11 protein-coding genes and 1 riboswitch are annotated in these 13902 nt (G+C 63.1%); of the genes, 8 read left to right on the top strand and 3 right to left on the bottom strand.

Annotation, left to right across the window (positions count from 1 at the left end; genetic code table 11):
• Nucleotides 1-68: 68 nt before the first annotated feature.
• A riboswitch (ZMP/ZTP riboswitch) is annotated at nt 69-154 on the bottom strand.
• A 35-nt stretch (nt 155-189) separates the two neighbouring features.
• The 3 genes from purU to QRN04_RS01220 all read left to right on the top strand — a co-directional run bounded on the left by purU (nt 190) and on the right by QRN04_RS01220 (nt 2298).
• Nucleotides 190-1041: a formyltetrahydrofolate deformylase gene (gene purU, locus QRN04_RS01230; protein ID WP_284974324.1), complete on the top strand. Its 852-nt coding sequence runs from the start codon at nt 190-192 to the stop codon at nt 1039-1041.
• A 45-nt stretch (nt 1042-1086) separates the two neighbouring features.
• Nucleotides 1087-1686, top strand: a complete 600-nt coding sequence (locus QRN04_RS01225; protein WP_284974323.1) for a class I SAM-dependent methyltransferase — start codon at nt 1087-1089, stop codon at nt 1684-1686.
• A 90-nt stretch (nt 1687-1776) separates the two neighbouring features.
• Complete coding sequence (locus tag QRN04_RS01220; protein ID WP_284974322.1) at nt 1777-2298, top strand: gamma carbonic anhydrase family protein; 522 nt, start codon at nt 1777-1779, stop codon at nt 2296-2298.
• 74 nt (nt 2299-2372) lie between these two features.
• On the opposite strand, the gene QRN04_RS01215 is transcribed toward QRN04_RS01220, so the two are convergent.
• Complete coding sequence (locus tag QRN04_RS01215; RefSeq protein ID WP_284974321.1) at nt 2373-4079, bottom strand: flavin monoamine oxidase family protein; 1707 nt, start codon at nt 4077-4079, stop codon at nt 2373-2375.
• Nucleotides 4079-5506 (bottom strand): amino acid permease, encoded by a 1428-nt coding sequence (locus tag QRN04_RS01210; RefSeq protein WP_502868748.1) that lies wholly within the window; start codon nt 5504-5506, stop codon nt 4079-4081. Before QRN04_RS01210 ends, QRN04_RS01215 begins: the two co-directional genes overlap by 1 nt.
• 195 nt (nt 5507-5701) lie before the next feature.
• On the opposite strand from QRN04_RS01210, the gene alr reads away from it, so the two are divergent.
• Together alr and QRN04_RS01200 are read left to right on the top strand one after the other, a co-directional pair.
• On the top strand, nt 5702-6949 hold the full coding sequence (gene alr, locus QRN04_RS01205) for an alanine racemase (RefSeq protein ID WP_284974319.1): 1248 nt from the start codon (nt 5702-5704) through the stop codon (nt 6947-6949).
• On the top strand, nt 6939-8546 hold the full coding sequence (locus QRN04_RS01200) for a PucR family transcriptional regulator (protein ID WP_284974318.1): 1608 nt from the start codon (nt 6939-6941) through the stop codon (nt 8544-8546). Before alr ends, QRN04_RS01200 begins: the two co-directional genes overlap by 11 nt.
• Here QRN04_RS01200 and QRN04_RS01195 read toward each other — a convergent pair.
• On the bottom strand, nt 8543-9349 hold the full coding sequence (locus QRN04_RS01195) for a carbon-nitrogen hydrolase family protein (RefSeq protein WP_284974317.1): 807 nt from the start codon (nt 9347-9349) through the stop codon (nt 8543-8545). The genes QRN04_RS01200 and QRN04_RS01195 overlap by 4 nt on opposite strands.
• A 319-nt stretch (nt 9350-9668) precedes the next feature.
• Between QRN04_RS01195 and QRN04_RS01190 the strand changes: the two genes are divergently transcribed.
• The 3 genes from QRN04_RS01190 (at nt 9669) to mmsB (ending at nt 13860) form a co-directional block, all read left to right on the top strand.
• The gene (locus QRN04_RS01190; protein WP_284974316.1) at nt 9669-10859 is read left to right on the top strand and encodes an ROK family transcriptional regulator; all 1191 of its coding nucleotides are present in this window, start codon (nt 9669-9671) and stop codon (nt 10857-10859) included.
• Nucleotides 10860-10988: 129 nt separating this feature from the next.
• Complete coding sequence (gene mmsA / locus QRN04_RS01185) at nt 10989-12545, top strand: multiple monosaccharide ABC transporter ATP-binding protein (protein WP_284974315.1); 1557 nt, start codon at nt 10989-10991, stop codon at nt 12543-12545.
• A 43-nt stretch (nt 12546-12588) separates the two neighbouring features.
• The gene (mmsB, locus tag QRN04_RS01180) at nt 12589-13860 is read left to right on the top strand and encodes a multiple monosaccharide ABC transporter permease (RefSeq protein ID WP_284974314.1); all 1272 of its coding nucleotides are present in this window, start codon (nt 12589-12591) and stop codon (nt 13858-13860) included.
• Nucleotides 13861-13902 lie beyond the last annotated feature (42 nt).

Below are 13902 nucleotides of genomic sequence, written 5' to 3'. Positions count from 1 at the left end.
CAGCTGCATTCCCGAGTCGCGTTGATGACGGCGGAATCGGTCACGTTTATGTGCGGCGGTAAGACATGACCCTCGGCCCAGGCGTACGATCCGTGGTCTTCATAATTGCCGCTCCCTGGTGGTAGTCCACCCAACGCCAGTTGCGACCCGTTAACAGTACAACAAGGCAGCACGGGTAGGCTTGTCGGCGTGACTGACTCCACCGCTTTTGTTGTAACACTGTCCTGCCCCGACCTTCCCGGCATCGTCCATGCTGTAGCCGGAGCCCTCCTTGGCGCCGGTTGCAACATCGCCGACTCCCAGCAGTACGGCAGCCCCAGCACGGGTAACTTCTTCATGCGGGTGGAGGCAACGACGTCGTCAACCGAAGCGGAGCTGAGGGCGGCCTTGCAGCCGGTCGCCGAGTCGTTCGGCATGACGTGGCAGGTCAACCCGGTAGGCCAGAAGGTCCGCACCATCATCCTGTGTTCCAAGGATGCCCACTGCCTCAATGACCTCCTGTTCGCCCAGCGCACGGGAACCCTGCCCATCGAGATCCCGGCCATCGTCTCCAACCACCGGGACCTTGAGGAACTCGCCGACTTCTACGGCATCCCCTTCCACCACATCCCGGTCACGCCGGAAACCAAGCCACAGGCAGAGGCGGAGCTGCTGAAGCTGATCGCGCAGAACGACGTCGAACTGACCGTCCTTGCCCGGTACATGCAGGTCCTCTCCAACGATCTTTGCACCGAATTGAATGGCCGGGCCATCAACATCCACCACTCCTTCCTGCCCTCGTTCAAGGGAGCCAAGCCGTATCACCAGGCCCATGCCCGCGGCGTGAAAATCATCGGCGCCACCGCCCACTACGTGACAGCGGACTTGGATGAAGGTCCCATCATCGAGCAGGAAGTCATCCGTGTTGACCACGCCCGGACGCCCGCCCAGTTCGTTCAGATGGGCCGGGACGTGGAAGGCCGGACCTTGGCTCAGGCCGTGCAGTGGCACGCCGAGCACCGTGTGCTGCTCGATGGCAACCGGACGGTCGTGTTCAACTAACCCCTCACCCGGCCCCGCTGCCGTCCCCCGAACTAAGCTGTAACTATGCGACCGGTCCAATCCTTGACGCCGGAGCGGGTGGAGTGCCGGGAATGGTTCATCCAGCTGCTGAAGTCCGAGCACCGGCGGTCTGTGCTTGAGTTGGGCTGCGGTGCGGGCGTTGAGGGTTTGGCGTTCGTCCGTGCCGGGATGCATTACTGCGGTGTGGACCGCTCCGACGACAGCGTTCGGCTGGCCCGGGGCGCCGGGCTCAACGCTTCGGTTGCGGGCGGCCAGGACCTGCCCTTCGTGGATGGTTCGTTTTCAGCCGCGTGGGCCATGGACACCCTCGAGCACGTGCCCAACAGCGGGATTCACGACGTCGTCAGCCAGCTCGTGCGGGTCACGGCGCCTGGCGCGCCAATCGCCGTCGGGCTTTGGTCAGGTGACGATGACGAAACACTGAACCTCGAGGACCCCGAAGAACCCCGGCGCTTCCTCAGCCACCGCAGCGACCCAACCGTCAATCGGCTCTTTGGGGAGCACGGCACTGTGGAACGCTTCCGGACGTGGCCGGAGGATGCCGGTGTGGAGTCAGGCCCCAGCGCCGGCAGCCCCGGGCGGCACTACCAGTTCCTGGTCCTTCGCACCCCCGCACCCAACTAAGCCCCCACACCCAACTAGGGGACAGATAACGCCCCTCTGACCGCTCGTAGCGACGTTTGCTGTCCCCTAGTTGGGAAATAAGCTGGGCTCATGGCTCCCTCTTACACATTTGCCGGGGATACCCCGGACATCGACGAATCCGCTTTTGTTGCACCCACCGCCTCGATCATCGGAAAGGCCACGCTGGCCCAGGATTCCAGCGCCTTCTACGGCGTCTCCGTCCGGGCTGATACCGCGGCCATCAAGGTTGGATCGGGATCGAACCTGCAGGACAACGTGGTCCTCCACGCGGATCCCGGTTTCCCCTGCACGGTGGGCGAGCGCGTTTCGGTGGGGCACAGCGCCGTCGTCCATGGCTGCACGGTGGAGGACGACTGCCTCATCGGGATGAGCGCAACCATCCTTAACGGTGCCGTCATCGGCGCCGGCTCCCTTATTGCCGCTGGCGCCGTTGTCCTGGAGGGCACGGTTATTCCCCCACGATCACTCGTCGCCGGGGTGCCGGCCAAAGTGCGGCGCGAACTGACGGACGAAGAGTTCGACGGCGTCAAGCGCAACGCTGCCCACTACAAGGAACTCGCTGCCGCGCACAGGGCGATGCACCGGGCTTAAACGACCATTGCCAGGCCCGCTCTGCGCACTTACCAAGGGTTTTAGGGTGCAGAGCGGGCCTGGCAACGCGGAGATTAGTCTAGGGAGATAGGGCCGAGCTCATCCAGCAGCTCGCCCGGACCCGGGTTGCCATCAACCGAGGAACCGCCCAGGTGGTTCACCACGCCCCACACAGCGTTCAGCCCCGTGGTTACAGCGCCCTCCGCCCAACCGGCAGTGAAGGACACGTCATCCCCGGCGAGGAAGACGCCGCGCTGGCTCTCCGGAAGCTGGTCCTGCTTGAAGTGCGTGAACAGCCGCTGCTGGTAGCGGTAGTGCCCCGGCAAGTTGGCCTTGAAGGCTCCCATGAAGTTGGGATCGGCCTCCCAGGACACCGTGATGGGCTGGCCAATGATGTGGCCGGCGATGTCCACTCCAGGGTAGATCTGCTCCAGGGAGTGCAGCATGAGCTTGACCCGCTCTTCAGCCGTGAGGGCGAGCCACTTCAAGGCGTCGTCGTTCCATGTGTAAGACAGAAGGATAACGGCGGGCTTGTCGGGGCCGTCGTCGAGCAGGTAGGTGGCCCGGTTGAGGCGGTCGGTGAGGGTCATGGACAAGACTTCACGGCCGGTCTTCGGGTCGATGTCCTTCCAAAACGGCCGGTCCACCATCACGAAGGTCTTTGACGACTGCATGTAGTGCGAGCGCTCGATCGCGGTCCACAGCTCAGCCGGGAACAGCGCCTCCTCAGTGTGGATCCTCGTGGACAGCAACCATGACTGGCAGGTGGTCACCACTGCAGGGTAGGTTGCCTCCCGCCCCCAGCTCTCGCGGACCAGGAGGTCCCCGTTAGCCGCGCGGCGGAGGTTGGAAACTGCTCCCCGCGGGGAGCCGGAGTGCAGGGATGCCAGGGACGTGCCCTGCGGCCAGTACTTAAGGTCCGACGGCGCGTGGTTCCACAGTGCCTCGGGGAGCCTTTGCGCTCCTCCGACGATGGAGCGGTGCTGGTCATCGGCGTCGGTGTAAACAACGCGGAGGATTTCAAGGATGGAGTTGGGGAAGTCAGTGTCCCAGCCACCGGTTCCGAATCCCACCTGACCGAACGCCTCGCGGTGCGCGAAGCCGGCCTCTTTGAAGGACTTGCTCGCTGCAATGAATCCGTAAAACGTCTGCTCGTCCATGCGGGGAAGCAGTTCGTTCCAGATTTCCTTGATCCGGGCGGTGTCGCGAGCCCGGATGGCCTCCTGCATTTCAGTGAAGGCAGCCCCGTCATTGACGGCCGCCTTCCACGCGTCAGCGACTTCGCGGAAGAATTCCGGGAGTTCCTCGGCTGTGGTGGCGTAGTGCTTCTTGCCGGCGAGTTCGATCACGGTACTGGACGTGGCCGGGGCCATGGGGTTCGGGAAATCATTGGTGTCCAACCCGAGCAGGTTCACATAGTGGTAGAACGCCTTGCCGGAGACGGGGAAGCGCATCCCACCAAGATCGGCCACGACGCCCGGAGCTGAGGGGAAGCTCGCAGTCCGCAGGCGGCCGCCGATCTGGTCGGCCTCGTAGATAACGGGCTTGAGGCCCAGCTTCATGAGTTCGTAGGCGGTGACCAGTCCGGAAAGCCCGGCGCCAATGATGGCAACTTCGGTGCCGTACAGGTCCTCGGGTACGGTGCCCAGGCCCGCGGGGTGGGCCAGGTAATGGTCATAGCTGAACGGGAAGTCCGGGTTCAGCATAGTGATGGGCCCCCGCTCGTCCTCCGCCGCGGAGGCAGCGGCGTCGGAGAGTGGAAGTTCGGTGGCGATGGTCATCAGTTTGCTGCTTTCACAGGTTCCGGGCTCACGGCCCTGGTTGTCATTTCACGGTAGTCCTGCTCGCTGAGCGCGGCTACCTTGGAATTCCGGCGTCCATAGCCGAAGTAGATGGCTATTCCCACGAGCATCCAGCAACCAAAGACAACCCAGGTGTCCGCACCGAGGTTTGCCATCAAGTAAACGCACATCAAGGTGCCCAGCACAGGCGCGACCGGGTACAGCGGAACACGGAACGGCCGCTCAAGATCAGGGCGGTTGCGGCGAAGGTAGATAACGGCGACGTTCACCAAGGCGAAGGCGAAAAGGGTACCGATACTGGTGGCATCGGCGAGGGCACCCAGCGGGACCAGGCCCGCAGTGAGGGCGACGGCGGTGCCTACTATCAGCGTTCCGGCCACAGGAGTGCCGGTGCGCGGAGAGATCCGGCCAAAGACCTTGGGCACCAGGCCATCGCGGGACATGGACAGAAGGATGCGCGTCTGGCCGTAGAGCACCGTCAGGACGATGCTGGCGATCGCCAGGACGGCCCCCACGGAGAACACCAAGGCGATCCACGGCTGGTGCGTAATCTCGTCCAGGATCTGGACCAACGCAGCCTGGGTGCCGTCGAACCAGCCCCACGGGCGGGCGCCGATGGCTGCGACCGCAACCAGAACGTAGATGCTGGTCACGATCACCATTGAAAGAAGGATGGCTCGGGGCAAATCCCGCTTGGGGTTCTTGGCTTCCTCACCTGCGGTGGAGGCGGCATCGAAGCCGATGTAGGAGAAGAAGACCCTGGAAGCGGCCGCTGATACCCCTGCTGCGCCCATCGGCATCAGTGGTTCGAAGTTGCCCGCGTTGAAGGCACTGAAGGCCACGACGCAGAAGAACAGCAGGATGCCGATCTTGATGATGACGATGGTGGTGTTGATCCAAGCACTTTCACGAGCGCCCCGCACCAGCAGGATCATGGCCAAGACCACGATCACCATAGCCGGGACGTTCACCAGGCCACCGTCGCCCGGTGGTTGGCTAACGGCGTCGGGCATCACGAGGCCGAAAGCTGAAAGCGCTTCGTTGACGTATTGCCCGGCGCCAACCGCGACGGCGGCCACGGACACTGCGTACTCCAGCACCAGGCACCAGCCACAGATCCAGGCCATGCCCTCGCCCATGGTGGCGTACGAGTAGGAGTAGCTGGAGCCGGCCACGGGCACCAGGCCTGCCATCTCCGCGTACGAAACAGCAGAGAGCAATGCGGCCAGGCCGGCCACCACAAACGAGATCCAGATGGCCGGGCCGGCCAGCGGCACGGATTCGCCAAGGATGACCAGGATACCGGTGCCGAGAGTCGCACCAACACTGATCATGGTCAGTTGGAGGACACCGAAGCTGCGAACCAAGGGCGTCCCGCCCTCACCGCTGCCGGCTTCGTTGACCATTTGGCCGATAGGTTTGCGGCGCAGCAATTGGGTGCCCAGACGGGGCCTTGCCACGCTGTCAGTAAGTGCGTTCTGGGTGTTCACAGGCACAGTCACCTTTGACGTCCCTTCAAAGTAGTTTCCGATTTCCCCTCCACAAGACTGGCATGTGAGCCACCTCTCAATGTGGTGCAAAATGACCTATAGTGATCATCCATGAGACGTAATGCACATTATCAAGAGGATGCCGCTGCAGCCCTCTCGGGTCAGGTCAAAGTGGATCTGTCCGCAATTTCAGACAACATCAGGGTCCTCAAGGAGCGCACAGGGGCACCCCACTTCATGGCCGTCGTCAAGGGCAACGCCTACGGACACGGACTCGTCGAAGTAGCTAGGACCGCCGTCGATTCCGGCGCAGATTGGCTGGGCACCGCGCAGCTGAGCGAGGCGATTGCCCTACGGAAAGCCGGCATCGAAGTGCCGATCCTCTCATGGCTCTATCTGGCATCCCAGACGAGTGCCACAATTCGCGAAGCTCTCGAATACGGCATCGATGTGTCCCTCGGCAGCGTCCGCCAGCTCGAGGTTTTGGCGGGCATCGCCCGCGGCCTGGGACGCCCCGCCGTCGTGCATCTCGAGCTGGACAGCGGCCTCAGCCGCGGTGGCGCCCGCAAGGAGGACTGGAGCGGACTGACCAGCCAGGCACGGTTGGCCGAGCTCGACGGGACGGTGCAGGTCCGCGGAATCTGGACCCACTTGGCCTGGGCCGACGTTCCAGCCCACCCAGGTAACTCCGCCGCCGTCGTGGAGTTCGAAGACGCTGTCCAGGAGGCCCGTGAGGCTGGACTGAGCCCCGAGCTCAGGCACGTTTCCAGCTCGGCGAACATCCTGGAGCGCCCGGAATTCCATTTCGACATGGTCCGCGCAGGGCTGGCCATCTATGGCCTCGCGCCGGCCGACCACTTGGATCCTGCCGACTTCGGACTCCGCCCGGCGCTCAGCGTCACCGCGCCTTTGGTGATGGTCAAGAAAGTCCCCGCGGGCACCGGAGTCAGCTATGAACACCAGGCCATCACCTACGAACCGCGCTACTTGGGCCTCATCCCCCTCGGGTACGCGGATGGCATTCCGAAAGGTATCAGCGGCCGTTCGTTGGTTACCATCGCCGGCCGTAGCGTGCCCGTGATCGGCAAGGTATGCATGGACCAGTTCATGGTGGACCTTGGAGCCGACGCCTCGGGGATCGACGTCGGCGATACCGCCCTGTTGTTCGGCGATCCGAAGGGAGGGGCGGCGAGCGCCGACGACTGGGGCGCGGCAATCGGCAGCCACGGCGACGAAATCATCAACAGGATCGCACCCCGGCTGCCCCGGGTCTACGCGGCGAACCGAGAAGGACAAACCGCGTACCAGTGCCCCGACTACCAGGAGCCGGCCGCCGCCGGGCAGGTCCATGACGCCTGAGCCCGCCACCGCCCGCCTGAGCTTCGTCACGCTCGACCAGTTCCTGGCCAAGTTGCCGCCCGGGTTGGTCACGCTTCACGACGGCGGCAGCGGCGGCGAGCTGCTGCGGTGGGTCGAACCGAGTGAGCTCGAGGATCCCACGCCTTACCTCCCGGAGGGCGAGTTCCTGCTCACCGCCGGGCTGCCCTTCCTTGGGGAGGGCGGCTCGGCGCGGAAGGTGGACGAGTACGTCCAGCGGCTCGTCGGAGCGAAGGTGGCCGCCCTAGGGTTTGGTATCCGCCCTTATTTCGACGCCGTCCCGGACGAACTGCTGGCCGCCTGCCGCAAGCACAACCTGACCCTGTTCGAGGTCCCCGAATCGCTGCCGTTTGCTGCGATCGGGCTGGAGTTCTCGCAACTCCTTGAGTCGGATAACGCCAGGGTGTTCCGACAGTTGGCCGAGACCAACAGGCAGCTCATGCGGGCAGTCCTCTCCCCCAGGCCGGAGCACGAATTGTTGGCTGCCTTGGTGCAGCGGGTTCCGGTGTGGGCACTGTTGGTCGGGGCGGACGGGCGGGTGCGGGCCCGCGGCAGCAACGCCCGTGGCAGCAACGGCGCCGGCAGCACCGGCGTCGAACATTCATTGCTGGCGCCCATGCTGGAACGGTTGTTGTCCGGGAGTGGGCCTCGCGTGGAAATGGAGGGCTTTGACCAGCCCGGGTCCGCGCTGGTGTTTGGGCACCCGCTGCGCAGCACCAAGGACGCGAACCTCGGTGCGCTGATCCTCGGGTCCGACGCTCCCCTGACGCCTGCCCAGAACAACGTGGTGCAGTCTGCCGTGGGGCTGCTGGAACTTCTGGTGCGGCAACGGACCAGCGGTTCGTTGGCTCCGAGCCAACTTGCCACCGCGGCGCTGCTGCACCCGGAGTCCCTGGTATCCGGCGGGACCAACCAAGTGAACGGTTTGAAGGACCTGCTGGCCCAGAGTTTGTCCTCAACCCGCTCGGCCCAGATGCGCGTGGTGCAAGGCATCAGGCTCGACGCCGCCGACGAGGGGCCCGTGCGCGAACTACTTCAGTGGCGAAGGCTGTTTGATACCAAACTCGTGGAGATCACCGAGTACGGCTTCGCCGCGATCACGCGTCTCAGGGTTGATGAGCCCCTCGTGGCCGATGTGGAGAAGCTGGGCTGGCGCCTGGTCATCGGCGAACCGACCGAGATGACGGAACTCAGCGCTGCCTATCAGCGTGTCAGCTCGCTCCGAAGCAGGGTTCTTTCAACCGGCAAAAGCGCGCGTGTGGAGGAGGTCTCCTGGTCTGTCGCAGGCCTTCTGGGACGTGAAGCGGGGACCCTGCTGGCCGAACGGCTGCTTGCGCCCATTCTTTCCCTTGAACCGGAGCGCAGGGATCCACTCCTTGTTGTCCTCCGGGGTTGGCTGAGCGAGAACGGAAGTTGGGACGGTTCGGCCAAACTGCTGGGACTGCACCGTAACAGCGTTCGGCGGCAGGTCGGCGTCGTGGGCGAACTCCTGGACATGGACCTCAACGCCGCGCAGGTGCGCGCCGAGCTGTGGTTTGCGCTGCAGTACGTTGAGGAGCTGGTGGCCGAGTACACCTAGGCCTGCGGGTCCCACTGCGCGTACAGGCCCGGCCGGCGTTCGCGCAGGTACGGGACTTCCTCGCGGGCGGCTTTCACGGCGTCTGTGCCGATCTCGGCGAACAAGAGCGCGGCAGACTCCCCCGCGGCAGCCAGCAGGGAACCGTCCGGTCCTGCAATGACGCTGCCGCCCAGGAAGTCGTACACGTCCTCGTGTCCGCTGTGGTTGGCGTACGCCACGTTGAGCTGGCTCTCCAGCGCACGGGCGCGGATGAGCACCTGGGGCACATTGTCGAATCCTGCCGACAGCGCGGTGGGCACCAGCAGGAGCTCGGCGCCGCGTGTGGCCGCAGCCCGCACCGCTTCGGGGAATTCGACGTCGTAGCAGATCAGCATCGAGGTTTGGATTCCCATGAAGTCCACGACGGCAGGGGGTTCTTGGGCGCCGACGAACGCCTTGTGTTCCTCCGGACCGAAGAGATGGACCTTGGCGTAGTTGAGGACTTCCTTACCCGCGGCATCCAGCAAAGTCGCGGTGATATTCCAGGCATTTTGGTCGTTGCCGAGGGCGGGAAGGCTGTACACGAGTCCGATGTTGTGCCTGGCTGCGATCTCGGCGAGGCGGGCCCGGATCCCGGGAAGTGTGGAGGGGTCGAATTCGGCGTGCAGGCGCAGGGGCGCGTAGCCCACAGGGAACAGCTCGGGGGTGAGGAGCAACCCAGCCCCTGCCCGCGCAGCCCGGCTGGCGGCGTCGTCAATGACGCGAAGGTTGGCATCGACGTCGAGGACCGACGCGTTTGCTTGCAGGAGGGACAGCAGCATCATTACCACCTTGTGTTCGCTTCCCGGCCCAGGGTGTTCCGCGAAGTGTGTTCTTTGTTCCCTTCCAGCCTAGGCGCCTCGGTTGGGGCGCCACCCGGGCATTTGGACCCGAGGGCGGACCATACGAGACGCATTGCACGCTGTCGACACCCCTACCCTTCGTTGCGAGGCCCGCTCTACACGCCTTTCGCGCTTTTCAGGGAGCATAGCGGGCCCCACAACGCCAGATTTGGGCAGATCATGCGTTGGAGTATGTCGGGGAACCTTGACTCCTTGCGTTCACTTCTTGACTACAACAACGTTTTTGGGGCACTCTCTTGTCATGCCCGCTACCCAGCGCTCAACGAAGAGCCAGCCGAGAAAACCCGGCTCGCAGTCAGCCTTGCGCCACCAGAATCAGCAACGAATCATCGAATGCCTTCTCAGCGGGCCATCCACGCAGGCGGAGCTCTCCCGGCAGACCGGCCTTTCCACCGCAACAGTGTCCAACATCGTGAAGATCATGCAGGACGCCGGGCTGGTAGCAACGGAGCCGACCACGAGTTCGGGGCGCCGCGCAACAAATGTACGGCTCAACAGCAACGGTGCAGTCGCCGTCGGAATCGACTTCGGCCGCCGACACTTACGCGTGGTCCTGGCCTCATTGGGCTACCACGTTATTGCCGAGGATTACGTCGAACTGCCGCTGGGGCACCAAGCAGAGGAAGGCATTGCGACGGCGGTTCAACTGCTGGATACCTTGCTCGAGAACAACGGCATTTCCCGCAGCGCGGTGGTGGGTGCGGGCGCCGGTATACCAGGCCCCATCGACCGCCGGACCGGCACCGTGGCGCAAGGCGCCATCCTCCCCGAATGGGTGGGCATCGACATCCTCCACCGCTTGGAGGAAGCGCTGGATTGCCCCGTCTTTGTTGACAACGACGCCAACCTTGGTGCCTTGGCCGAGGTGACTTGGGGGCCGCACAGCGGAGTCTCCAACCTCATGTTCCTCAAGGTCGGCTCGGGCATCGGCGCAGGCTTGATACTCAACGGATTCCCTTACTACGGGAACGTGGGCATCACCGGGGAAATCGGTCATGCAACCATCCATGAGCACGGCTTGGTGTGCCGTTGCGGGAACCGCGGTTGCCTCGAAACGATAGCGTCCACCACCACCATGATCGAACTGCTGGGACGCGGCCAAGACCGGCTGTTGACCCCGCAGGACATCGTCCGCAACTGCCTCGCCGGAGACTCCGCCACCCAGCGCGTGGTGGACGACGCCGGCTTGGCCGTGGGGCGCGCTTTGGGCAACGTCACTAACCTCATCAACCCGGAAGTCATTGTTGTTGGGGGCCCCTTGGCGGGACTCGGGGACCTCCTCCTGGAGCCCATTCGCCGGGGCCTGATTCGCCATGCGGTGCCGGTGGTGGGCGAGACAACGCACCTCGCCATGTCCTCTTTGGGGGCTCGTGCGGAAGCTCTTGGAGCAGCCGCTTTGGTGTTTCAACATGCCGGTATTACCGGTAGGTAACGAAATCGTTAGCTTCATCATGCGTTCAAGTCTTGACGACAAGACGGGTGATCCAGTTTACTTTTTCATCAGACAGCTCCGCCGTTTGCGGGGCCGACAACGAAGTCTGCATTGGAGGCGTAAGGGCTGATGACAACCCTCAACACGCAAGGTGATCCCATCCTCTTGGAGATGCGGTCGATCACCAAGGAATTCCCGGGCGTGAAGGCCTTGTCGAACGTGAGCTTGCGGGTCATGGCCGGCGAGATCCACGCGATCTGCGGTGAGAACGGCGCCGGCAAGTCGACGCTCATGAAGGTTCTGTCCGGTGTCTACCCCTACGGGAGCTACACCGGCGACATCGTGTACCAGGCAGAAACCCAGCAATTCAAAGACATCCGCGCCAGTGAAGCAGCCGGCATCGTGATCATCCACCAGGAACTGGCCCTGATTCCGGAACTTTCGATCATGGAGAATATCTTCCTGGGCAATGAACCCACCAAATGGGGCGTCATTGACTGGGCTGAGGCGCGTAAGCGTTCGCTGGACCTGCTGGCACGCGTCGGTTTGCGCGACGATCCGGACACCCCCATCAAGGAAATCGGTGTCGGCAAGCAACAGTTGGTGGAAATCGCCAAGGCGCTGAACAAATCCGTGAAGCTCCTGATCCTGGATGAGCCGACTGCGGCGCTGAACGAATCCGACTCCCAGCACCTGCTGGACTTGATCCGCGGGCTCAAGGGCCGGGGCATCACCTCCATCATGATTTCCCACAAGCTCAACGAGATCGAACAGATCGCGGACGAGATCACCATCATCCGCGACGGAAAGTCCATCGAGACGTTGAACGTCAAGCGCGATGGTGTTGACGAGGACCGCATCATCAAGGGCATGGTGGGCAGGACGCTCGAGTCCCGTTTCCCGGATCACGAGCCGAAGATCGGCGAGGTGTTCTTCGAGGTGAAGGACTGGACGGTCGGGCACCCGCAGATCCAGGACCGGCTCATCTGCAAGGGTTCGAACTTCTACGTCCGCCGCGGCGAGATCGTCGGTTTCGCAGGTCTCATGGGCGCCGGCCGGACCGAACTCGCTCGCTCAATTTTCGGACACTCCTACGGCAAGTTCATCAAGGGCCAGGTCTACAAGGACGGCAAGCCGGTTCAGCTCCGCTCCGTGCGCGCAGCGATCGACGCCGGACTCGGTTACGTCACCGAGGACCGCAAATCACTGGGCTTGAACCTGCTCGATGACATCAAGACCACCACCGTTGCTGCCAACCTACGGGGGATCAGCAAGCACTCGGTGGTTGATACGCGCAAGGAATTTTCGGTGGCCGAGGAATACCGCAAGTCCCTCCGGACCAAGACCCCATCGGTGGAGGAAGGCGTGGCCAAGCTCTCCGGTGGGAACCAGCAGAAGGTTGTCCTGGCCAAGTGGATGTTCACTGACCCTGACCTCCTCATCCTGGATGAGCCCACGCGCGGCATCGATGTGGGTGCCAAGTACGAGATTTACGGGATCATCCAGAGGCTGGCCAACCAAGGCAAGGGAGTGATCGTCATCTCCTCGGAGCTTCCTGAGCTCCTGGGCCTGTCCGACCGTATCTACACAATTTTCGAGGGCGCCATTACCGGTGTCCTGGATAAAAGCGAAGCAAGCCAGGAAAGCCTCATGAAGCTCATGACTTCCGCCCGAAAGACCGCCTGACCGTGGCCCAGCCTCACCCCTTCCTGACACAAGGACCAAAACAATGAACGCGCTCAAGAAGCTATTTGGTGGCAATTCCCGCCAGTTCGGCATGATATTCGCCCTGGTGGCACTTATCGTCTTCTTCCAGATCTTCACCGAGGGCCGGACCCTGACGCCCGGCAACGTGATCAACCTGTTCAACGGCAATGCCTACATCCTGATCCTGGCCATCGGCATGGTCCTGGTGATCATCGCCGGCCACATCGATCTCTCGGTCGGTTCCGTCGCGGCCTTCGTAGGTGTCTCCGTAGCTCTTGCCATCCGCGACTGGGGCATCCCTTGGTACATGGGCGTGCTGTTCGGCCTGGCGCTGGGTGCCCTGATCGGTGCGTGGCAAGGCTTCTGGACAGCCTATGTGGGCATCCCCGCCTTCATCGTGACCCTGGCAGGCATGCTCCTGTTCCGCGGTTTCAACCAGTTCGTGGGCAAGTCCAACACCATTCCAGTGCCGGAAGACTTCCAGTTCATTGGTTCGGGGTACCTGCCCGAAATTGGACCGAACACCGGCTACAACAACATGACGCTCCTTCTAGGCGTGCTGGCTGCGGCCTTCGTGGTCATCATGTCCCTCCGGAGGCGTGCAGCCAACAAGGCACTGGGTGCCGATGTACCTGAAATGTGGGTCGATACCACCAAGCTGGTCCTGATCTGCGCTGCGATCCTATACGCCACCTACCTGTTCGCCACGGGCCGCCCGGGCACATCGTTCCCCGTCCCCGGACTCATTCTGGCGGTACTGGTCCTCATCTACGGCTTCATCGCAGACAAGACAGTCCTCGGCCGCCACGTGTACGCCGTGGGTGGCAACCGCCACGCGGCGGAGCTGTCCGGTGTGCAGTCCAAGAAGGTGAACTTCATGGTCATGATGAACATGTCCATCCTGGCAGGCCTGGCCGGCATGATCTTCGTTGCCCGGTCCACCGCTTCCGGCCCGTTCGACGGCGTCGGCTGGGAACTGGACGCCATTGCAGCAGTGTTCATCGGTGGCGCAGCCGTCACCGGTGGCGTGGGTACCGTTATCGGCTCCATTGTCGGTGGCCTCGTGATGGCCGTCCTGAACAATGGCCTCCAACTGCTGGGCGTGGGTGCTGACCTGACCCAGATCATCAAGGGCCTGGTGCTCCTGGCGGCAGTGGCCTTCGATGTTTACAACAAGTCCCAAGGCAAGAGGTCCATCACAGGCATGTTGTTGAAGAATTTCCAGCGCAACAACAACGAGCTCACGCCGGACGAAACCACCCAAACCAAAGAGGTCATTTCCCGGGAGGCCTAGAACCGGCTCCCAACGACTCGCTCCACCACCCATACAGAAAGT

This window comes from Arthrobacter sp. efr-133-TYG-104, from assembly GCF_030208915.1.
Lineage (GTDB): Bacteria > Actinomycetota > Actinomycetes > Actinomycetales > Micrococcaceae > Arthrobacter.
This window is presented reverse-complemented; position numbering and strand designations above follow the sequence as displayed.

What these genes read in the sequence shown, in the direction of transcription:
- mmsA (WP_284974315.1), top strand. Translation starts at nt 10,989, where the DNA reads ATGACAACCCTCAACACGCAAGGTGATCCCATCCTCTTGGAGATGCGG.
- mmsB (WP_284974314.1), top strand. Translation starts at nt 12,589, where the DNA reads ATGAACGCGCTCAAGAAGCTATTTGGTGGCAATTCCCGCCAGTTCGGC.
- QRN04_RS01210 (WP_502868748.1), bottom strand. Translation starts at nt 5,506, where the DNA reads ATGGTCAACGAAGCCGGCAGCGGTGAGGGCGGGACGCCCTTGGTTCGC.
- QRN04_RS01215 (WP_284974321.1), bottom strand. Translation starts at nt 4,079, where the DNA reads ATGACCATCGCCACCGAACTTCCACTCTCCGACGCCGCTGCCTCCGCG.
- QRN04_RS01225 (WP_284974323.1), top strand. Translation starts at nt 1,087, where the DNA reads ATGCGACCGGTCCAATCCTTGACGCCGGAGCGGGTGGAGTGCCGGGAA.
- QRN04_RS01220 (WP_284974322.1), top strand. Translation starts at nt 1,777, where the DNA reads ATGGCTCCCTCTTACACATTTGCCGGGGATACCCCGGACATCGACGAA.
- alr (WP_284974319.1), top strand. Translation starts at nt 5,702, where the DNA reads ATGAGACGTAATGCACATTATCAAGAGGATGCCGCTGCAGCCCTCTCG.
- QRN04_RS01195 (WP_284974317.1), bottom strand. Translation starts at nt 9,349, where the DNA reads ATGATGCTGCTGTCCCTCCTGCAAGCAAACGCGTCGGTCCTCGACGTC.
- QRN04_RS01200 (WP_284974318.1), top strand. Translation starts at nt 6,939, where the DNA reads ATGACGCCTGAGCCCGCCACCGCCCGCCTGAGCTTCGTCACGCTCGAC.
- QRN04_RS01190 (WP_284974316.1), top strand. Translation starts at nt 9,669, where the DNA reads ATGCCCGCTACCCAGCGCTCAACGAAGAGCCAGCCGAGAAAACCCGGC.